The organism is Labilibacter marinus (assembly GCF_001659685.2).
In the GTDB taxonomy this organism is placed as follows: Bacteria; Bacteroidota; Bacteroidia; order Bacteroidales; family Marinilabiliaceae; genus Saccharicrinis; species Saccharicrinis marinus.
The window spans coordinates 30,747-54,090 of the sequence record NZ_LXYE02000024.1 but is presented as its reverse complement, the minus strand read 5'-3'; the positions used below and the strand labels follow the sequence as shown (position 1 = coordinate 54,090).

Genomic DNA, 23,344 nt, shown 5'->3' with positions numbered 1-23,344 from the left:
TTTTATCTCTATTGATTAATACTCACTTCTTTCGATAGAAGTATATTATCAGAGGAATTACCTATCATCAACTGATAATTACCAGCCTCCAATTTCCAACTATTGGTACTTTCTTCAAAATAAGAAAGATCCTTAGCATCAATTTTTAGTGTGATCGTTTTCGTTGTTCCTGCTTTCAGAAAAACCTTTTTAAAGGCGCGTAGTTCTTTTTCAGAACGTAACACTTTTGAATCCTCCAAATGACTGTATAATTGAACAACTTCCGCGCCATCCGTTTTTCCTGTATTCGTAACAGTTACATTAATACTTATCTCTTCAGAAGAAGATACTTCCTTTTGACTTAAGCTAACATCAGAAAAATCGAAGGAAGTATAGGATAATCCATGACCAAAAGCATATAGTGGCTTTATATTTCTGGTATCAAACCATCTATAGCCAACCAAGATATCCTCTTCATATTTTGCGATGTTGTTTTCTCCAGGAAATAGGTTTAAATGATGCGCAGGAGAATCATCTAACTTAACAGGTAATGTAAATGGCATTTTTCCTGAAGGATTCACCTTTCCAAATAAAACATTAGCCATTGCTCTACCGCCTTCAGAACCGTTTAACCAGCCCCAAACAATACTTGGTACCTGATTAGCAAAAGAGCTCATATCCACGGGCGAACCAGCATGCATTACCACAATAGTATTAGGGTTTGCTTTAAGTACTTCTTGAATAAGTACATCCTGACCGTATGGAAGTTTCATGTCTGGTCTATCTAAACCTTCAGAATCATAATCATGATTTAATCCCCCAAAAATAATGGCTACATCACAGGTCGCAGCTTTCTTAACAGCTTCTTGAATAAGTTTTTCGTTCACCGTATTATTTGCCGATAAAACAAAATTATTCAATTGAGATGTTTTTTCGTAGCCTTGTGCAAACTCCACTTTTACATCCTCATTCAGCTCCTTTTTTAAACCTTCTAAAGGTGTAATTTCATATTTCGCTTTTACACTTGAGCTAAATCCTCCTTCGCAATGCTTGCGGGTAGCATTATCTCCAATTACCGCAATCGATTTAATCTGATTTTTATCTAAGGGAAGTAATGCTTTATCATTTTTTAATAATACAATAGCTTCTGCAGCCACATTGTATGCTGCCTGATAATGTTCTGGAGTATTATAAGATCCTGCATTTCGATTCGCTTCAAACATATTCGTTTTCAACATAACTCTTAGGATGCTCTTTACCTTTTCATCAATTATTTCTTCCTTAACATCGCCATTTTCTACAGCCTTAATTAATGGGTTGGCAAAATAATAATCGTCATAGTTATCAACCACTGTTCCCATTTCTAAATCGAGACCATTATTGGCTGCATCTACAGTACTATGTGTGGCATCCCAATCAGAAATAACGATACCCTCAAAGCCCCAATCATCACGTAAAACATCTCTCAAAAGATATTTGCTTTCGCAACAATATACACCTCTAAATTTATTGTAAGCACCCATTATTGTGTATACTTCACCTTCTTGAACTGCTGCCTTAAAGGCTGGAAAGTATATTTCCTGCAGCGCTCTTTCGCTCAAATAAGTATCAACTGTTGTTCTATTGGTTTCCTGATTATTAACAGCCCAATGTTTTACACAAGCAGCTACATCTTTGGACTGAATCCCTTTAATATAAGGAACACACATTACCGCATTGAGTAATGGATCTTCACTCATATATTCAAAATTTCGTCCGCATAAAGGTGTACGTTGAATATTAACACCTGGTCCTAACAAAATATCTTTATTTCTGGCTCTTGCCTGCTCTCCTAAAGCTTCGCCTGTAGCTAATGCCAACGAAGGATTCCATGTGGCAGAAAGCGCTGTACCAGTAGGAAAATACGTAGAAGAATCATTGGTCCAACCAGCAGGATCCCAAGCGTGTGGTAAAATCTCTTCTCTAACTCCGTGAGGGCCATCACTTAATTTTAAGTTTGGAATTCCCAATCGCTCTACTGCAGCTGTACTAAATTTTGAGTTACCGTGTAACATCGATACTTTTTCCGCCAAGCTTAACTGACTGACTAAACTATCTATTTTTGCATTTACACCTGCATCTATAGTACTAGAATTAGTTGCATTATTTTGACAAGAATACGATCCTAATAAAACTAGGATACAAACCTTTATTATACTTAATCTATAAATACTTTTTATCATTGTAATTTGCTTTATTTAGGATTGGAATACCCTTGGTTTTTGCGTAAAATATCTCTTATATAAATACCCGATTCATTTAACTCATCGCTAGACCAACCTCCTTTAGTATTAGCTCCTGGTAATAATGCGGCTGATGTTTCTGCCTTATCTGCTACCGACCAATTACACCAACTTAGTTTATGCAAATCCATAAAATCAAGCCAATCCTGTGTATAAGTTTTATTAAAGTTACCATCTCCGCTTGCCTCACTTACACCCCACTCTGTAACAAAAACAGGAATGTCTGCATCAATAGCATCGCTAAGCTTATCAAATAAACGGTTATAATGATCTTGTTCCGAAGCATAAAAATGGAATACATAAGCAATGTTTGTTCCTGATATCGTATTACCTATCACATCATCAATGTTTTGCGACCACTTAGGCGTACCTACTAAGATGATATTATCCGGATCTTTCTCTCGAATTGCATTAATAACCCTTTCAGCGTATGGCTTAATCGTTCCATTCCATGAAACATCTAAGGGCTCATTATAAATTTCATAAATTACATTAGGATATTGGCCGTACTTCTCTGCCATTTCGCTAAAAAACTCTACAGCTTCTTGCGTGTAATCTTCAGCATGGTGCGAATGCCAATCTATTAAAACATAAATACCTTTAGCTATAGCTGCATCTACAATGGTTTCTACCTTTTGTTTTTCGGTTGCGTTAAATATGTAGCCTCCGTTTTCATCAACACCCATTGCGGCTCTTACCACATTAACTTCCCAATCAAGCGTCAACCAATTAACCACATCCGTATTCCAATACTTACCCATCCATTGACTCCAAAAAAAACTCATTCCCTTTAATTGAACAGGAACATCGTTTTCATCAATAATGCGTTTCCCTTCTACACTTAAACTACCAAATACATCTACAGGAGTACTTCCATCTGCTCTAAATACCGCTTTTATTGAACGATCCTTTGTGATACTTAATACTGGATTTTCTTCAGGAATATAAGTATCATCTTCCCAGAATCCTGAAAAATTAAATCCATCTTCAGCAACAGGAACTAGTTTAACCTGAGTTCCTTCTGCTATAGAGTCGATATTTGCAATCTCCTCATTATTTGTTTTATCATATACAGCAATACTACCTCCTTCTTCTGGAACAATTTCCAACTCTAATTGGTAATACTCTGTTTTTGCCGTGACTTCTTCTTTGCCACATGAAAAAATCAAATACGCTAATGCTATAAATACTAGTGCTTTAATATTCATTGTATTTTATTTTTATACCCTTTGGCTTCAAAAAACAAATTGAAACCAAAGGGTTTGCCTATGCTTACTTAGAATTGAATCTTCTTATTTATCCTCAAACCTAAAGTTGGTTGTTGAACACTTAATGGTTATTTCAGCATCGCCACTATTGACAAATGCATATTGCAATAGTAAAGGATCATCTGATTCAAACACTTCCTGAGTCATCTGTGGACCATCATCACCTAAAGTGAAATGATTCATTGTGACAGAATATGTATCCCACTTACCTCCAGTTGGTTTTAAATCTTTTACAATAAATTTATATTCTCCTAAAGATGATTTCCATAATAACTGAATCCATGGAGAATCGCCAATTAAAGCATACTCAAACTTAAGTTCCTTGATGGCTGGATTTCCTTGACGATGTTCGTTAGCATCAAACTGAATACCTCCGTCTAAAGTCCACCAAGTATTACCAAAAGTTGCTTCAACATACTTATATGGTCCGCCAACCAGATCAAATTCCTCTTCTGGTCCATCTATAGATGAATTCCACCAAGCACCTTGTGTCGGATAAATGTCACCCCAATTCAACTCAATTACACCATCATCCAATCCAAACATAAAATCAGATTTACTGGCTCCACTTTTTGAACTGGTTACGTAAATATGATCTTTTGAATAACCCTCTGGTACTTTTACAGTGATATAATAAGGATCAACCTCAAGAATTTGGGCTTGGTCATCGCCAAACATCACAGATGTAATGTTGTAGAAATAATCTCCTTTGATTGTTACGATAGCACCTTCTCCAGCATACTGAGGAGAAGTAGTTGTAATTTCTGGCGCAGGAGGAGCTATCTCCAAAACGCTAGTGGCATCTCCTCCATCCGTGCTAACAACAACCTCGTTACTTGCCTCTTCACCTTCAAAAGGCGTATCTGTTGAAACAACCACAACAATACTGTTATTCGTAACCATGGTTGTTTTAAAAACACCTGGATATCCATTAAAAGTGATTTGTTTTACGGTTTGTAAATTCTCACCAATAATAGCAATAGTCTGACCCAGGTTGGCATACGTTACAGGGTCTTCTGATGATGTATACCTTATGTATTCAATACTAGGAACACCTACTTCTTCATCCTTATCACATGCCGTATTAAACAGAATTAAGAATGCCATTGTTGCAGCAAATAAGCAACGTGTTATATTATTTTTACTCATAATAATATCTTTAATAAATAATAACTAAAGCCGATTTAGTAATATGGAACCGGATCTTCTTTTAATAAAGGATTTTGATCAATTTCGGATGTTGGAATTGAGAATTTAACCGCATTACAGGTAAATTTCTGAGATAATAATTCATCTCCAGAGTATCTTCCTCGCTCTACATTACTCAAATAATCTTTGGCTCCTTGTTCTCCTAAAAGTCTTACTAAATCGTATAAAAACTGACTTTCAAAGGCAAATTCAACTCTACGCTCTTGCAATAAATCATCACGTGTAACGGATGTTTTAGTAGCCAAACCAGCTCTTCTTCTAATATCATTATAATAACCTAATGCTTTCGAATCACTCGTATTATCATCATTACCCATAACGGATTCAACATACATCAATAAAACATCAGCATAACGGATAATATCAGTATTTATACCAGTCGACATAAAACCAACATTGTCATCATCAGGACTACCAACCACATATTTCTTTATTCCAGAATTAGTCTCAGAACCATACTCTTCTAAATCAAAAGTAAATCCACCTGTTGCAGATAACAGCTCATCGTAATAGTCTCCATCCTCCATTAAGATTTCGTGCTTTCTTAAATCGCCATTTTCAAAGGCATTTATTAAGTCAACTGAAGGTTTTACTGTTCCCCAGCCATCACCAACCATGGTTATATCACCTGTGATAGCAAAAAATGCTTGATGTGTATTTTGAGTGGCCCATCCTTGATTAGCTACCCAACCCCATGCAAATATTGATTCTGCATTATAGTTACTCTCTGAGGTTAAAAACAAATCGCGATAATTATCAAGCAATTGATATTGATCAGATCCTATCACTTGCTCAATCTTTGTTTTTGCGGCATCGAAATTTTTTAATGACAAATACACTTTTGCCATAATTGCCTTAGCAGCTCCACTTGTAACTCTACCAGCATTGCTACCGGTGCGTTCAACAGGAGAAAATTGCTCTGCATACTCCAAGTCTTTTAATAAGAAAGTATAAATATCCTCCTCAATGATACGAGGGACAATTGGGTTAGCTGCAGCATCTGCTCCATCTTCGATAATAGGTACTGAACCAAACAATTGAACCAAGAAGTAATAGGCTGTACCGCGCATAAACCTAGCTTCGGCTACACATTGATTTATCACAACAGGGTCTACACCATAATCGCCCGCAATACGAGGCAAATTATTGATGATATTATTAGAATGAGCTATAGTTGCATAACATGCACTCCAGGCTTCAAACATTCTAATATTGTTTTGAGCAACAGTGTAATTATGGAAGTTAATAAGTTCGTCACTCGTAGTAAACATATTACCCGAATAAATATCGCCAATAGCGTAAGATGCTTTATCGTTAAAATTAAACCACGAAAAACCATACAACGGGGCAGTAGCCTGCAAGCATTGTGCTTCAGTTTTAAAGTAACCATCTAAGGTTAATTGATCTTCTGGCACTACGGTTAAAAAGTCTTCACATCCCATTAAAAAAATGACCAGAAGAGTAGTGCAAAGAAGTTTTATTTTAGTTTTCATTTTTCTGCTTTTTAAAATTTATAAAACTTTATTAAAAAGTAATATTTAAGCCAAATAAGTATGTTCTTGGCATAGGGAATCGTCCATTATCAACTCCTGTTAGTAGGGCATCTTGATTAAATGAACCAACCTCTGGATCGTACCCGCTATAATTAGTAAAAGTATATACGTTTTGAACTTTTGTAAATATTCGCAGACTTGACAGAGGCGTCTTTTCTAAAATTTTGCCCGGTAGTTGGTATCCGAAAGTGATATTACTAATCCTCAAATAGGAACCATCTTCTACATACCTACTAGAGATTCTAGTATTCTGGTTGGGATCTGATTGAACTAAACGAGGTACATCCGTATTGGTATTTTCAGGTGTCCATCTATTGGCAACTGTCTTTAATTGGTTATTATATAAATCAGACATGGCTTCTGTTTTTATTCTTTGAAAGTTAAAAACATCATTACCGTAAACGCCATTCAAATAAACCGACAAATCAAAATCTTTGTAAGTAAAAGTATTGGTCATACCATAGGTGAAATCAGGATTAGGATCACCGATATAGGTGCGATCGTTATCATCAATAACCCCATCATCATTTAAATCCTTGTATTTGATATCACCTTCCCAAGTACCATTTAATTCATTTACTGGTTTTTGAGTTGGGCTATTACGCACCTCATCTACACTCTGAAAAATTCCCTCTACCTCATAGCCATAAAACTGACCAATTGGTTTTCCTACAGCCGTTTTTGTAACAAAATCATACCATTGTACCTTACGGAAGATAGATGCGTTATCTAACCCTAATGAAGTAATCTTATTTTTATTTTTGGAGAACGTTAAACTCGTATTCCAAGTAAAATTATCGGTTGTAACATTAACCGTATTTAATGTAAACTCAAAACCTGTGTTCTCCATTTCACCTAAGTTAGAATATGGAGGCTGAATCCCTTGCCATCCTTGACCAATACCATTTAAAGTACCTAAATAATCTGGAACCGGTTGAATTAAAAGCATATCCTTAGTATACTTTTGATAATACTCTGCTATTAACTCAACTCTATTATTAAATAGTCCTAAGTCAAGCCCTAGATTCCATTGTGTAGTAGTTTCCCATTTAACATTTGGATTTGGTATATTATTTAATAAAAACCCACCTCCATAAGGAGTTGCTCTTACTTGTAATGAGGATCCATAACTATAGTTACCAATTCCATCGTTACCAACCTGTCCCCAACCTGTACGAAGCTTTAAATTACTTAGCCAGTCAAAATCTTGCATAAAACTTTCTTCTGCTGCTCTCCATGCCAAGGCAAATGATGGAAAATATCCCCATTTGTTATTTGGTCCAAACTTTGATGAACCATCTGCACGATATGTTCCTGTTAATAGATACTTTCCTTTGTAGTTATAATTAAGTCTACCGAAATAAGAAACCTGGGTATTAGAACCCGCATTACTAGTAGCTAATTGATTGTCCGTACCTCCTGCAGCTAACTCTTGTATATCATTGGAAACAAAATCCTGACGTTGTCCATTTAAACTCTCATAACGAAATTTCTGAGACTCTTGTCCTGCCATCACCTTTAATGAATGACTATTAAACTGTTTATCAAAAGTCAAGTAGTTTTTCTGAATCCAGAAAGTATTATTTGAAAATTGTCTTTGCGACTTAGCCAATGAGTTACTACTTTGTCCCCACTCATACATAGGTAAAAATCCGTAGTTATTATTAAAACTCATATCAGTTCCAAATTCTGACCTTAAATCTAAAAATGGAAACAAATTAAAAGTAGCGTATACATTACCTAGCACCCTTGTTCTAACTAAGTCGTTAGAAATTTCGGTGGCTTTAGCCACAGGGTTAATTCCTGTACTAGGATCATTTCCACTTGGCCCGGTCCATGATCCATCCACTGAACGTACTTCCTGATAAGGAGACATTAACAAAGCGGTGGTAATAACACCATCATCTGAATCGGTTAAATTAATTGTTTCTTCACTTCTACTGGCCGAAATATTGATACCAACATTCAACCATTTTTTTGCTTGAGAAGATACATTAACACGACCAGTAACACGATTAAAGTCAGAACCTAAAACCAATCCTTCTTGATCTTTATATCCTCCAGAAATAGAATATTGGGTTTTCTCGGTTCCTCCAGAGATAGATAAATGATGCTCAGACATAATAGCCTGTCTGAATAATTCATCTTGCCAATTAGTACCTTCTTTGGGTACTAAATTTAAATCTTCAAACTCAGGTCTTTGATCAATATAACCTTGGTCTGCCAGTTCATTTTGATATTCAGCAAATTCCTTTAGATTCATTACATCTAAATATTTAGCTGGAGTTTGAATACCATAATTAAAATTGTATGCTACGACGGCATCTCCGTTTTTTCCTTTTTTTGTGGTGACCAACACTACACCATTAGCACCCCTTGAACCATAAATAGCAGTTGAAGAAGCATCCTTTAAAATCTCAATTGAAACAATATCTGCTGGATTAATGGTAGATAAAACATTAACTGCTGTTTGACCATTACCACCTCCGGCCCAATCGAATCCTGATGAAGTTTGAGCTGCATCAGAATTCACAGGAACACCATCAATTACGTATAAAGGCTCATTATTTCTTAATGAATTAGCCCCTCGAATACGAATAGAAGTAGCGGCACTTGGCGAACCTGAGTTTTGAGATACTTGAACCCCTGAAGCTTTTCCTTGGATCGCTTGATCTAAAGAGTTTACTACTTCCGCTTTCAGCGATTTTTCATTGATTGAAGTAACCGCTCCTGTTAAATCACTTCTCTTGCTGGTACCATAACCAACAACAACTACCTCATCTAATGATTCAGTACTTGATGCTAAACTTACATTAAGAATAATCTCATCCTGTAAAATAATTTCTTGTGTGGTAAATCCAATAAAAGAGTATACAAGCGTTTGCCCTTTACTCGCGGATAATGAATACTTACCATCAAAATCTGTAATTGTTCCTTCTGAAGTTCCTTTAATTAATACAGAAACCCCAGGAATTGGACTACCATCAGAAGAGTCGGTAACCAGTCCACTAATTGACTGCTGCGCAAAACTGGAAGTTGTAGATAACACTAGAAAGAGAAATAAAGCTGTGATAACTTTACATCCTTTCCTAAAAAAATACCCTTGATTAAGCTCAAGAGATCTCCTTCTGTTTTTCATAAAATTGATTTTTGATTTAACTTAAAACATTTAGCTAATCGGTGTTTTTTTTATTGGCTTCGGCTCTCTTTTTTCACCAAGTCCATTTTAACAAAACAACCATATTCAAATTAAATCACTTATTTCTCAATAGAGACCACCTATCTGTCTATGAGTACATACCAATGCTCTTAACCTACCTACTTATTTGTATAAAATGACATACTAGTTTATCTAAACTACTCTGATTAGGTGATTTTACACAGAAAAAAACATGACTTTTTTCGTCATTAAAAAATGCTACTTCTCTATAATTTTCATTCCTAATGTAAAGTATCTTTAGCCATACTATAAGCTAATAATTATTTGAGATTAATCATTGTACCGAGTAGTTTTGTGGTGAAGATGACCTAAGAAAAATATCCTTACTGATCGAGTAAATGTTTTAGTAATTTTTATCCTTCTTTATTTATATTCAACCTCGCTGGGATTGCAAGAACTGGAGTAGAATACTAAACTCTATATACACTTAACTTCTCTAAGTTATTTATATTATACCCATAGGGGATACTTGTTTATAACTGTGATATCAACATCACAACGGAAAACCAGAGGAGTTAAAAAAAATTAGCCTGAAGATATTTAAATCTTCAGGCTAATGGGATTTCTGCTATTTATTGATGCAGGAAAGACATGGAACATGTCTAATTATTAATAACTGAATTGTATTACTACAGCATTATTTCTTACTTCCTCCTAGTAAAACAGCACTATTTATACCAGAAGACTTAACGGACAAAGCATAATTGCTTCCCTTACGTTTCACCTTTATTTTTGCATGTCCATTACACATCTGAACCTTTCTGGAACCAGCTATAGTTCCTAGATTTTGTATTAATATAGCATCCCCAACACAGGAAAACTCAAGCTGAATATTTGCATCCAGACATAAAATACCATTTTCATCTAATGCTTTAACAGATAACCAACTGTATTCTTCATCAATATCTATTTCTTCGATATTCATTTGAGAAACCTTTCCCCATTTTGTTGTCTGATAGGTTAAAATAAGCTCATCTTTTACCTCTTTTCCTTTTATTTGACCTACAGCCAACAATGAATTTACTCCTTTTTTAAACTTAATATTCCAGTATAAACCACATGCAGGAAATACATCTGTATTCCTATTTTTACGCCCCAAGCTTTCGCCGTTTAAAAATAACTCTACTTTGTCGCAGTTGGAATATACTTTCACCAAGCGATCTTCACCTTCATCTCCCCACCTAACAGGCCAACTGTGGCCATAAATATGCACCATAGGGTCTTTTGTCCAGTACGATTGAAAAATATAATAGCTTTCTTTTTTCGTTAAATCGCGCTGCACAACTCCTTTCTGGTTCATATAAGGAATAGGGTTTTCAGGACGTACAGGTGTAGAAAAATCCTTAAAAGCCCACTGTGCAGCACCCGTTAGCCATGGCATGTTAATTTGTTCTTTTAAATGCCAATCGAATAAATTACAGATATAAGTCTCTGACCAATTACCATCTTTTGATACACGAGCAGCGCCTCCTATTAACGAGGCATCTCCAGCTCTTTCATCTGCTCCTTGCCCCGTTTGTATCAATTCTAAACCTTTATCTGGGTTCTCATCATGTCGCCCTGCATGACTGCTTCCGCCCCATTCCATATGAAAGAAATGATCTACTGCTTCCATGTTCTTTCGGGATACCTCTTTATACTCTATAAATTTTCCTCGGTACCAACCAGCCCAAATAGATGGCGAATAAACATCAATAATATCTTTACAAAAATCACATCTTCGGATGCCTGTTTTGCGTTCAGCATCTAACTCATGAGAAAAATCGTTTAATTCTCTCATAAAGTCTTTAATTTTTTCTTTGTCAAACTCAGGATAGTCACCAGGCCAATCATTTTCATTACCCAATCCCCATATTATTATTGATGGATGATTAAAATGCTGGTTTATCATGTTACTTAGCATACGTTTAGCTTGAATTTTATATACATCACCTCCTAAGCCACCTCTACACCATGGAATTTCTTCCCACACTAAAATCCCTAAACTATCACACAGGTTCAACACTATCCTAGATTGCTGATAATGGCCTAAACGGATAAAATTAACGCCCATATCTTTCATCAACTGCATCTCCGTTTTTATCATTTCTTCTGTCATTGCGGCAGCCACTCCTGCATGATCTTCGTGACGATGAGTACCGCGCAATAGCAAGCGTTTCTCGTTTAAATAAAAGGGCCCATTCTTCTCAAATCTAAAGCTTCTAAAGCCAAACTTATCAGTATAGGTTTGACCACCACTTTTATTTAATGATGTAATATTTAAACTATATAAGGCTGGATTAACATCAGACCATTTAGTGATTTTTTTCAAATCAAAATTGTGTTCAATTTGGGTGGATGAAGTAGTTAGTTTTGTTACGTAAACCGTATTGCCCAAAGGATCATTAACCTCAACTAACAATTCTAGCTCTGCCTCATCTTTATTTTGCAAATCAATCTTTAAATTTACATGACCTCCTTTTTTGTTTTGGATGCTTGGCTTGGCATGAACTTGCTTGATATAACACTGTGGAACATAGGTTAAATTCACATATCGATAAAGCCCTCCATAAATATTAAAATCAGATAAATCAGAAGGAATCATCTGCAAATCGCGCGAATTATCGCATCTTATTGAAAGAGGAATTTTTCCTTCTTCATTAAGTGCATCCTTAATAAAATCGGTAATATCAACCGTCCACTCATCATAACCTCCAACGTGATAAGCTACTTTGTTTAATCCAATATATACTTCTGTTTTTTGGCCAGCCCCCTCAAAATGTAACAAAGTACGTCCATTAGCATATGGATTTTCAATTTTAAGTTGTGTACGGTACCATCCAGGCCCTTGATAATAGTTCACATCAGGATCAACCGCATCTTCGGCATTAAAACAATGCGGGAGTTCAACCTTTGTCCACAATGGCACCGTTTCTGGTCGGCCTGCTTTTACAGGACGAATAGCTTCCCAAATACCCCCCAAATCCTGACGGACAAATTCCCAATTATGTGAGATTCGATGGGTTTCTTTTGATATAGTTTGAGCATTAACCCAAGAAACAAGAGTACACAAGATACAAAGTAGTAATATTTTCATGGCAATAAGTTTTTCTATTTATCCAATCATTTAGTTTTAGGATGGTTTGTAATTTAATAAACATAGGGCAGGATATACTCCTGCCCTATGCATTTGGAAAACTAAATTAACTAATTAGTAAATCGATGTGAATTTACCAACCTGGGTTATTAGTGTTAATCTCTGTGTTATAATCAAGTTCTCTTTGAGGCAATGGGAATAATGGATCTAAGGTTAAATTACCAATTGGTGCATCAAACTTAGAACTTGAACTAGCATCCATAAAGTCAGAATGATAATGACGCTTCACCTTGGTTCCATCACCAAATACATCATCTACTATTCCCCAACGGATCAAATCATAAAGACGAAGCCCTTCCATGGCTAATTCTACTCTTCTTTCGTGTCTAACGATATCCACTAAATCACCATCAGCAGTAGTTTTATCAGGCATACTTACCGATGCCCTTGAACGCACTTTATTCACCCAAATTAAGGCATCATTATCACCTTGTTCTGCTAATGCTTCTGCCAATATTAAATATACTTCAGCCAAACGGATAACTGGTATATCCATTCCATCCCAACGTACATTTGATAATTCATTTACTGGTTGAACCATCTTTTTTACATTCATACCAGTGGGCGACCAACGATAATCATATTCAACCATATCACCAGGTTTATACGTCACCTCCCACGAAATTTCATTACCGCTTTCATCCATCTTGATATGCGTATAGGTAAAGTCCTCTGCTCCATTATAAACTTCGTAAGGTTTTTCTGGAGAATAAATGGTAAACTCTCTTCTTGGATCACCATTTTCATAGGCATCATATAAATCCCGCTGAGGTAATGCATATCCCCATCCATCGCCACCAATACCAAGTTTTAAAGGCCCTGGTAAATCACGACATAAACGTTGGATAGTCATATTTTGGCTATATTCTTCAATATTTGGAACAAAGGTCCAGGCAAACAATACCTCTTTGTTATCTTCGTTATTCCAGATATCTAAATACTGATCTTCTAACATATGACCTTCTCCTTCGGCTATTGTGATGGCTTCTAACGCAGCTACTTCTGCCTTAGACCAATCTTCTAAAAACAAATATGTTTTAGCTAAAAATGCTGCCGCTGCCGCACTATTAGGAGGTCCTTGAACGGTTTGAGTTGCAGGTAAATTATCCATTGCAAATTCAAAATCGTCTACTACTTGTTGCATTACGGTAGCCTTTGGTGAGCGAGGTGTATTATACGCCTCTACATTGTCGGCAACACTTGTTAATAATGGCACATCTCCATAAAAAGTTGTTAAAAACAAGTAAGAGTATGCTCTAAAGAATCTTGCTTCCGCAATATAAGGTGCTTGTTTCTCGGCCGTAAATCCACCATCTGAAGATAAAGGAATGTTCTCTATCGCAAAGTTAGCTGCATTAATACATTCGTAAGCATACCTCCACCAATCGGTTACATTATTGTGTGTTGGTGTTATATTCCACTGTTCTAAAGCTATAGAAGATCCTCTATTAGGTCTCCAATAACTATCATCAGTCATGGCATCCATCAATATAATCATATCTCTTTTAACCATTTCCCAATCGCCCCATACCCAAGGGTGGTAGCAAGCATTAACTGCCATACGAGCGGAAGTTTCATTCACAAAAAAGTTATCTGGACTAGGTGAATCCTTTGGGTATCTATCTAAAAACTCACTTTCGTTACATGCACCTAACAAAAGAAGCATTGAAATGGCTATCGCCAGTTTTCTATATATTTTATTCATAGTATTATAATTTTTTGGCATTATTAAAATGATGCTTTTAATCCCAGTGTCCATGTTCTTGGTTGAGGAATCGTGTTATATGAGTCAGAAGCTGAAGAATCCACATCAGGACCTGTAAAGCTTGTAAACGTATATGCATTTTGCACACTTAAATAAAAACTTAAGCTTTGCATTCCGACCTTTTCACAATGTTTGGTAGGGACTGTATAATTTAAGTTTACGTTTCTGATACTTAAATAAGAAGCATCTTGCAACCAAAATTCAGAAAACTCAGCATTGCTACCGGATTGATCTTTAGATAAACGCGGCCATTTTCCGTTAGGGTTAGCGGTTGCATGATATCTATCGTAAACACGTGCATCTTCGTTACGAGCCCATGACGACATCAATTGAACCACATCGTTATTGCCTCCCACATGGGTTTCAAAATCGATACCTTGAACTCCTTGTAGCTGCACCTGTAAATTCCAGTTTTTATAACCTACGCTACCTACAATACCATATAAAAAACTAGGGTATCTATCACCTATTAAAGTACGGTCAGCAGCATCTACCTTTCCATCAGGCTTTCCTGTTAAATTACCTTCTTCATCATAACCATCAATATCTAATAAATTAATATCGCCAATTTGCTTTTTACCAAATGGTCCTTCTTGATATACACTGAGCTGACTTTCGTTTTTAATTAATCCATCAGACTTATATCCGAAAAAAGATCTTAATGGCTGTCCTACAACCATACCTGATGTTCTTAAATCGCGACCACCTAAATCAGTTACTTTATTCTTTACATGCGAAATATTTCCGCTGATATCATACGACCAATCACCATTTTTCACTCGGTAACCTAAATCGAATTCAAAACCTGTATTTTGCACTTCACCTGCATTAATAATAGGGCTCTGGTTTAATCCTGTAGAAGCTGCTAATGGATCACGAAAAAGCTGATCGGAAGTTACTTCGTTAAAAATATTTAAACTAGTATATAACTTGCTATTAAATAAGGTAGCATCAAAACCGAAATTTCTTTTTACCGAAGTCTCCCATACTAAATCCTTATTAACCGCAGCAGTTTGAGTATAACCTAATGCTCCACCTTGGTTAAGTACTGCCTGACGAGCTGTTAAAGAAGGAGAAGTTGCATATTCACCAATACTTAATATGTTACCTAAAGTACCAAAACTTGCACGTACTTTTAAATCATCCAACCAGTTTAACCCTTGCATAAAGCTTTCTTCGCTCATACGCCAAGCTAAGGATGCAGAAGGAAAAACACCATACTTATTTCCATCTGCTAATCTTGATGTTCCATCACGACGAACTGTAAAAGACGCTAAATACTTGTTTTTAAAATCATAATTAACTCTTCCAAAAACAGAAGCAAAAGCCCAATCTTTAAAACCATTTTCATTAATCTGGCTCAATGGATCACCAGCGCTTAAAAAACGAATATCATCATTTGGTGTACCTGTACGCGAACCGTATAGATTTTCTCTAGTATCCTCCTCTACCGAATACCCAAGTAATGCTTTCAAATTATGTCCTCCGTTAAATGATTTTTCATAATTGAATAAAAAATCTCCAATCCAGTGCATTCTCTGTACATGTTCTTTCTGTACTGTATTCACAGTAGTTCCTTCCCATCCGTATTGTGGCGGAACACCAGAACTGAAGTACGTATCATAAAGTGTACTATAATCCATACTACCACGAGCCGTAAAAGAAAGCCCCTTTAACAGATCAAGCGTTAAGTAGATGTTACCCTGCACTCCTCTCCCAACACGGTCGTCTTGAATATTTTTAGCCAACCATACTGGGTTTGCATGAATATGCTCCAGATTAGCATTATAAATAACTCCATAATCACCATCATCTTCATAAGCTTTAGACATAGGAGATTTACGCAAGGCATAACGATAAGCATAATCACTTCCTTCTCTTTTGGTACTATATAAATTTAAGGAGTTACCAATTTTTATTCTTTTTCCAATTTTATGGTCAGAGTTAAAATTCAAGGTAAACTTTTCAAATCCAGTTTCTATTACCATTCCTTTTTGATTCAAATAACCTGCCGATAAAAAGAAGTTTGAACTTTCACTTCCACCAGCAACAGAGATATCATAATTTTGAATAACCCCTGTTTGTCTCATCAAATCTTGCCAATCGGTATCAACCCCATCATAATAAGCTAAAATATCATCATCCCAAGGAATATCAAGTCCTGCATTTTCATGCGATTCTGTCCATAACTCAATAAATTGATCCGCATTTAATTGCTCAAATTTTAAGTTACTTTGCGTTTGAATACCATAATAAGCATTTAAACTAATTACAGGAGTTCTTTCTCCTGCACCTCTTTTTGTAGTTACAATAATTACCCCATTGGCAGCACGGGCTCCATATATAGCTGCTGCCGAAGCATCTTTTAATACTGATACCGATTCTATATTATTAGGGTTTAAATTATCAATACCTGTAGTAATAACTCCATCTACTACATAAATAGGTTTATTAGTACCATTAATTGAAGATGTTCCTCTAATTAATACATCACTACTTGAACCAGGCATACCTGAGCTTGTAGTAATTTGTACCCCTGAAGCTCTACCTTGAAGCGCCTGTAAAGGTGAAGTAGCTGGTACTTTATTAAAGTCATCGGTATCAACCGTTGTTACTGCTCCTGTTAAATCGCCTTTTTTAGCTGTACCATAACCAATAGCAACTACTTCTTCGAGACCAACAGCATCGGGTTCCATTGTCACGTTTACTTCTGTTTTTTCAGCTACATCCACTTCTTGAGTTTTCATTCCGATGAAAGAAAAGGTTAACATACTATTACCTTCTACTGCTTTTTTAAGGCTAAATTTCCCATCAATATCTGTAATAGTACCACTTGTGGTGCCTGTAAAAAATACAGTTACTCCTGGAAGTGGAGCTCCTGTCGTATCTGTTACCTTACCTGTAATAACCGTTTGCTGTGCAAAGGTCATCAAAGTAGACATGAACAGACTCATTGCGATGAGTAATCTTAATCTGTTTTTCTTTTTCATAAATTGTAGATTTTATAAAGTGTTTAGATGTGATTTTCGTAGAAACATTTCAATGAAATAATAGTCTGCATAAACTAAGGGTACATCAATTTCTGAATGATGCGGCTTTGAACCTGTTGAATGCATCAGAAGAAATCCATGATTTTTAATCGGGTCAGCTAAAAATTCAGGACTAGATAAACTTTCTAATATTTTATCCGCCGCTTTTAAATATGCTTCTCCATTATTTGAATATGTACTTAGTTCATACAATGCTGAACCAATAACTGCAGCTGCCGAAGCATCATATGGTTCGTTAGGAATTTCTGGAGCATTGAAATCCCAATAGGGAATTTTATGCTCAGGTAAATTCGGATGATTTAAAATGAATGATGCAATCTTTTCAGCCTGAGCTAAGAAAACAGAATCTTGTGTTTCTCTAAATACCATTGTATATCCATATAAACCCCAAGCTTGTCCTCTACTCCATGCACTTTCGTGGGCATAACCTTGATGAGTATGTCTATTCTCTACCTGGCCTGTTTCTGGATGATAATCAACTACGTGATATGTGGAATGGTCCTCTCGAAAATGGTTTTGCATTGTAGTTTGTGCATGACGAATAGCTATTTCTTTATACATCTTGTTGCCAGTTTCTTTTGCAGCCCAAAACAGCAACTCCAGATTCATCATATTATCAATGATAACTGGATAATCCCACTTGTCTGAGTTATGATCCCAAGAACGTATGCAACCCACACTAGGATTAAATCGAGTAGCTAACGTTTTTGCCGATTGAACAAGAATATCCCGATATTGAGGATTTTTAGTTAGCTCCCAGGCTTTGCCAAAACTGCAATAAACCTTAAAGCCCATATCATGGGTTTTTCCATTCAATTTTTCCTGTTCAAGAGGCAAAGTATATTTTGTTGCTACCTCTTTCCAAAACTCATCCTTTGTAAGTTCATACATCATCCAAAGTTCTCCAGGAAAAAATCCGCTAGTCCAATCTTTTGCTGGTACCATAATAATAGAGTCATCTTCTATTGATCGAGGCGATATAAACTTTTCGCTACGCTCTTCATCAAAAATATCAACTGAAACTTTAAGTTTTTCCTCGACCTCGTTAATAGTCAACATTGTGTTATTTGTATCTTTTTTAATACTACAAGCACAAAATATTAAGGCAAGAATTAGAAATTTAATTTTATTCATTTTGTAAGGGATTTTCATTTATTACAACTACTCGTAACTGCTAAAACCATTATTCCATAACTAAGACCTATTTTTAACATGGTCATTATGTATAATCAAATATACCCTTGCATTGCTAACATATTTTTACACTAATGTCTTATTACTCGCATTATTGTTGCGCTTTTTTACTATTGTTTCAACAATACAACAATAGTGATATAGGGAGTTAAGCTACTATTACTATTTTTAGCATCTGTTTACATTTTATTCAAACTATGAGCGAAACAAACTTTAAAAAATATCTGCTTTTATTACTGATAGTTAATTTCACATGTGTCAGTGCTCAGATTAATGATATTAAGTTCCGCAGAATATCACCTGTAGGTGGTTTCACCTTAAAAGGTATTAATAGCATTACTCAAGATAACATTGGATATATATGGATTGGTACAAATCAAGGTTTAATAAGATACGATTCGCAACATACGAATTGGTTTATTCCTTCCATTAAAGAATCCTTAAGTCTCCCTAATGAATTTATAAACGATGTATTTGCTGATGGGGAAAACAATTTATGGGTATCTACTAACCAAGGTTTATGCAGATTTAACCGACAGGAACAAAACTTCAGTAAAATAAAATACACCTACGAAGATCAATCCATAGCGAATGATTCTGTTATTACAGTGGCCAAAACAGCTGACAATAAACTATTAGTAATTGATGCATTTCATTTTGGCATTTTAGATATATCAAGCCAAATAATGACTCGAATCGGCACACATGTTATTCAATCACCCAATTATTTATATACAGATCATCAAAATAGAGTATGGATAGGAACCAGAACTGGTGACGTATTTAGGTTTTATCCTAAAAGCAATAAGCTAACGAAAATAATAACTAAGCAATATAATATTAACTGCATATATTCTGATTATAGACATATATGGGTTGGTACAGAAGGAAATGGAGCTCATTTATATGATATAGAAGGCAATTTTATTCGTAAGATCTCATTCAATAAAAATTGCAAAGCTAACAATGGCCATGTGAGGATAATAAAAAAAGATACCTATGGAAGAATATGGTACGGTTGCTACGAAGGGCTTTTTATGGATAATGGAAAAAAAATTAAGCACTTTAAACAAGATGATTATAATGGTTTACCACACAACTCTATTTATGAAATATTTGAAGATAAGCAAGGTGGTATCTGGATTGGAACTTGGTCGGGTGGCGTTTCCCTTATACACCATTCGGATAACAACTTTAAATCTTTCAGGCACCAACCACTAAATAATTCTATCAGTAACAACACGGTAAGTTCTTTTTTGCAATTAAACGATCAGGAAATACTAATAGGAACTGAAGTTGGTGGCTTAAACACCTTTGATTTAAATACACAAAAGTTTTCAGCTATAGAACTAGGTAATGATGCCAATATTCAAAATATTAAAACTATTTGTAAAGACATAAATAATGATATTTGGGTGGGTACTTTTAGAAATGGTTTATGGCGAAAAAAAGCAAAGAACAAGAAATTCGAACCTATAGATTTATCTATAAATGGTCAGCAATTATCATCTTCTACAAGCGTGTATTCATTATGTGCAGAAGATTCTGGCATTTGGGTAGGTACATTATATCAAGGGTTATTGTTTTATCATTTTAACACAAAAACTACCACACGATGCTTTAACACAACACCCATTGGGAAAACTCTATCAGACAGGCCCATACAATCCATTCTTAAAGATTCTAATTCCAATTTATGGTTAGGAACTTTATTTGGTTTTTTATACAAAATTGATCTTCCTACAGGACAGGTGAGCCGTTTGGCCAACAAGCAGTTTTTATCAGAATATAGGCAAGCGTCTATTTATTGCCTATACGAGTTTTCTTCAGGTGAAATATGGATAGGTACTAAAAACAATGGCATACTTATTTATCATCCGGGTTCTCACGAATACGAAACATTTGATGCTAATGGTTTATTAAAGGGGAAAGATATATATGGTATTATTGAAGATAAGCAGAAGCGAATATGGATTACTTCAAATGATGGTTTAGTATTGTATCATCCAACACAAAATTCCTTTCGTCACTTTTTACATGCCGATGGAATACAGAGTAACCTATTTTGTCCACAATCAATTTACCAAGATAGTAACTCAAATTTATACTTTGGAGGAACCAATGGATTTACCACCATTAACCCTTTCAATGTTAAAATTAACACGAAGAAACCTACTACCTTTATTAATCATATCACATTAAATAACAACGAAAAAATACATTTAAACTATTCCTTTAATAAACTAATTGATCCCATCATACTAAAACCCAATAACAACACCTTTAGGATTCATTTTTCTGCAGATAATTATCTTATGCCGGAAAAAAACAGATATAAATACAGACTTGCAAACTATAATGACAACTGGATACATACCAATAGTGTAGGTTCTGCTTTATTTAATAATATGAAAGCGGGAGATTATATTTTTGAAGTAAAAGCGTGTAATAACGATGGAATTTGGAATGACACACCTACTCAACTTAATATAAAAATTGAAAATTTTTGGTACAAAACCCCTTGGGCACTTTTAATATACACCATGCTATTAGGCTTATTTATTTATTTTATCAGCCATTTTTATATTGAGCGAATAAAGTTACAACGCGCCATTTTACATGAAAAAAACCAACGCGAAAATGAAGAGCAAATACATGAAATGAAACTCAAATTCTTCACAAATATATCGCACGAATTCAGAACTCCATTAACACTTATATCTTGGCCTATTAACAAATTAATAAAAGCCGATAATATTACGCATGACCAACGTGAAGAATTAGAAGTAATTAAATCCAGCTCAAACAGATTATTACAACTAATTAATCAGATTATTGACCTTAGAAAACTGGAACGAGGAAAGAGCAAATTAAATATTTCAAAATTTGATATAATTGAATTCACCAAGCTAATACAAAAAAGCTTTTCCTCAGAATCAAAAGCTCGTCAAATTGATTTTATATTAGACAGTTCCTTTGACTCAATTAGAATTGAAGCCGATCGTGAAAAAGTAGACACCATTATTTATAACCTATTATCCAATGCATACAAATACGTATCAGATGGAGGAACCATAAAAGCTTCTATAAATAATTCTGTTAGCACTAATCGTAGTGATTACAATAGCCAATTAAGCTTTGGTGAATTACATGTGGACGAATATATTGAAATTGCTATTGAAGACAACGGCATTGGTATTGAGAGCGAAAGTCTATTTAAAATATTCAATCGCTTTGAGCAAGTAAATGAAGGCAATAAAAACCGAAAGACAATTAAAGGAAGTGGTATTGGCCTGTCTATATGTAAAGAGTTTACCTTATTACATCATGGTAAAATAATTGTTCAAAGCAATGCTGGAAAGGGTTCTTGCTTTACCTTATTGCTCCCAACCAAGCAAAAAGCACAAAAAATGCTTTATGAGAGTCATCAAGAAGTAAAAAACTATAACAAAGGACAAACGGAGCTTACCGCGATTGAAGCTAACAACACCCCTTTGGATAGTCACACTATTTTGGTAGTAGAGGACAACCCTGATTTTAGCAAATTTATATGTAAATATCTGAAACAGTACTATCAAGTAGTTTATGCCAGTAACGGAGAAGAAGCACTTCAGGTTATAAAAAATAGAAATATTGATTTAATTGTTTCTGATGTGATGATGCCAAAAATGGACGGTATAGAATTTTGTACTATTGTAAAAACCAAAGTAGAAACGAGCCATATTCCAGTTATTTTACTTACTGCTTTATCATCATCCGAAAATATGGTTGCAGGCTTAGATAAAGGTGCAGATGCTTACATTACTAAACCATTCGACGAATTGGTTTTATTAAAACAGATTCAAAATATTTTAAAACAACGCCAACGTATACGCGAAAACTTCAGCAAACAATTTACTTCTGAAAAAACCATAGAAGTGGGAAGTTTAGATAACTTCTTTTTAAACAGAGTGAAGGCTGTTATCGAAAAAAATATCTCAGAGGAAAATTTTGGTATTGAAATGCTCACGGAAGAACTCATGATTAGTCGAAGTCAGTTGCACCGTAAAATAAAATCACTTTCTGGTTTGAGCACATCCGACTTTGTTAATTTAGTACGTGTAAAGTTGGCCATTGAGCTCGTAAAAACCTCAAACTGTACTTTTAACGAGGTAGCCTTTAAAGTAGGTTTTAGCAGTCAATCTTACTTTACCAAATGCTTTAAAAAAGCTTATAATACAACTCCTAAAGCCTACTTTTACAAACACTAACTTTAATGTTAATTTACTGAGCTTCAAAAGTGAATAAAATGTTATAATAGCACCTGAAAGTAAAAAAGCACTCTGAACCCTATCTATCTTCACAAATGAAGCTTTGTAGCTTACGGTAAGATTCATAGATAAACTAAAAAAACATATAATTAAAAAACACCAAGTCATACATTAATACACCAAGTACGTTCTTATATACAAACAAAGAATTATAGGAGTCATAACTAATTAAAGATAAAGTCAAAATCCTTTTTATATCTAAAATAGTTCAGTGAACACAGGAGTGAACACTCCCACTCACAACTACATATTCAACACAAAATGTAACACTTAGACAATTTAGTTCCATTCCCCCTCTATTCTACCAATATACATGCACCTTAAATCTACTATTACTTGATCCGATTCCGACAAGCATAAATTAAAGATAAATTCCGT

Annotated in this window: 10 protein-coding genes; 1 reads left to right on the top strand and 9 read right to left on the bottom strand. The window is 35.1% G+C overall.

Annotated elements, in window-relative coordinates; genetic code table 11:
- Nucleotides 1-8: 8 nt before the first annotated feature.
- The 9 genes from A8L32_RS11190 to A8L32_RS11150 form a co-directional block, all read right to left on the bottom strand.
- On the bottom strand, nucleotides 9-2,201 hold the full coding sequence (locus A8L32_RS11190; RefSeq protein ID WP_066630616.1) for a beta-glucosidase: 2,193 nt from the start codon (nucleotides 2,199-2,201) through the stop codon (nucleotides 9-11).
- A gap of 11 nt (nucleotides 2,202-2,212) precedes the next feature.
- Nucleotides 2,213-3,469, bottom strand: a complete 1,257-nt coding sequence (locus A8L32_RS11185) for a glycoside hydrolase family 5 protein (protein ID WP_083631280.1) — start codon at nucleotides 3,467-3,469, stop codon at nucleotides 2,213-2,215.
- Between the two features lie 84 nt (nucleotides 3,470-3,553).
- The gene (locus tag A8L32_RS11180; protein WP_066630614.1) at nucleotides 3,554-4,678 is read right to left on the bottom strand and encodes an IPT/TIG domain-containing protein; all 1,125 of its coding nucleotides are present in this window, start codon (nucleotides 4,676-4,678) and stop codon (nucleotides 3,554-3,556) included.
- A 35-nt stretch (nucleotides 4,679-4,713) separates the two neighbouring features.
- Complete coding sequence (locus A8L32_RS11175; RefSeq protein ID WP_066630613.1) at nucleotides 4,714-6,231, bottom strand: RagB/SusD family nutrient uptake outer membrane protein; 1,518 nt, start codon at nucleotides 6,229-6,231, stop codon at nucleotides 4,714-4,716.
- A gap of 31 nt (nucleotides 6,232-6,262) precedes the next feature.
- Nucleotides 6,263-9,430 carry a SusC/RagA family TonB-linked outer membrane protein gene (locus tag A8L32_RS11170; RefSeq protein WP_066630608.1) on the bottom strand — a complete coding sequence of 1,056 codons (3,168 nt, stop codon included), beginning with the start codon at nucleotides 9,428-9,430 and terminating at the stop codon, nucleotides 6,263-6,265.
- A gap of 718 nt (nucleotides 9,431-10,148) precedes the next feature.
- Nucleotides 10,149-12,587 (bottom strand): glycoside hydrolase family 2 protein, encoded by a 2,439-nt coding sequence (locus A8L32_RS11165; protein ID WP_066630607.1) that lies wholly within the window; start codon nucleotides 12,585-12,587, stop codon nucleotides 10,149-10,151.
- A gap of 133 nt (nucleotides 12,588-12,720) precedes the next feature.
- Nucleotides 12,721-14,352, bottom strand: a complete 1,632-nt coding sequence (locus tag A8L32_RS11160) for a RagB/SusD family nutrient uptake outer membrane protein (protein WP_066630892.1) — start codon at nucleotides 14,350-14,352, stop codon at nucleotides 12,721-12,723.
- Between the two features lie 23 nt (nucleotides 14,353-14,375).
- Entirely contained in the window at nucleotides 14,376-17,402 is a 3,027-nt protein-coding gene (locus A8L32_RS11155) for a SusC/RagA family TonB-linked outer membrane protein (RefSeq protein WP_233145481.1), read from the bottom strand.
- A 12-nt stretch (nucleotides 17,403-17,414) separates the two neighbouring features.
- On the bottom strand, nucleotides 17,415-18,596 hold the full coding sequence (locus A8L32_RS11150; RefSeq protein WP_143525078.1) for a glycoside hydrolase family 88 protein: 1,182 nt from the start codon (nucleotides 18,594-18,596) through the stop codon (nucleotides 17,415-17,417).
- 257 nt (nucleotides 18,597-18,853) lie between these two features.
- Here A8L32_RS11150 and A8L32_RS11145 point away from each other — a divergent pair, with 257 nt between their 5' ends.
- Nucleotides 18,854-22,906, top strand: coding sequence for a hybrid sensor histidine kinase/response regulator transcription factor (locus tag A8L32_RS11145; RefSeq protein ID WP_066630604.1), 4,053 nt, complete (start codon nucleotides 18,854-18,856; stop codon nucleotides 22,904-22,906).
- The last annotated feature ends 438 nt before the right edge of the window (nucleotides 22,907-23,344 follow it).

Bases quoted from the DNA above. Each gene is read 5' to 3' on its own strand.
- A8L32_RS11190 (WP_066630616.1), bottom strand. From the start codon at position 2,201: ATGATAAAAAGTATTTATAGATTAAGTATAATAAAGGTTTGTATCCTA.
- A8L32_RS11160 (WP_066630892.1), bottom strand. From the start codon at position 14,352: ATGAATAAAATATATAGAAAACTGGCGATAGCCATTTCAATGCTTCTT.
- A8L32_RS11145 (WP_066630604.1), top strand. From the start codon at position 18,854: ATGAGCGAAACAAACTTTAAAAAATATCTGCTTTTATTACTGATAGTT.
- A8L32_RS11150 (WP_143525078.1), bottom strand. From the start codon at position 18,596: ATGAATAAAATTAAATTTCTAATTCTTGCCTTAATATTTTGTGCTTGT.
- A8L32_RS11170 (WP_066630608.1), bottom strand. From the start codon at position 9,430: ATGAAAAACAGAAGGAGATCTCTTGAGCTTAATCAAGGGTATTTTTTT.
- A8L32_RS11175 (WP_066630613.1), bottom strand. From the start codon at position 6,231: ATGAAAACTAAAATAAAACTTCTTTGCACTACTCTTCTGGTCATTTTT.
- A8L32_RS11165 (WP_066630607.1), bottom strand. From the start codon at position 12,587: ATGAAAATATTACTACTTTGTATCTTGTGTACTCTTGTTTCTTGGGTT.
- A8L32_RS11185 (WP_083631280.1), bottom strand. From the start codon at position 3,469: ATGAATATTAAAGCACTAGTATTTATAGCATTAGCGTATTTGATTTTT.
- A8L32_RS11155 (WP_233145481.1), bottom strand. From the start codon at position 17,402: ATGAAAAAGAAAAACAGATTAAGATTACTCATCGCAATGAGTCTGTTC.
- A8L32_RS11180 (WP_066630614.1), bottom strand. From the start codon at position 4,678: ATGAGTAAAAATAATATAACACGTTGCTTATTTGCTGCAACAATGGCA.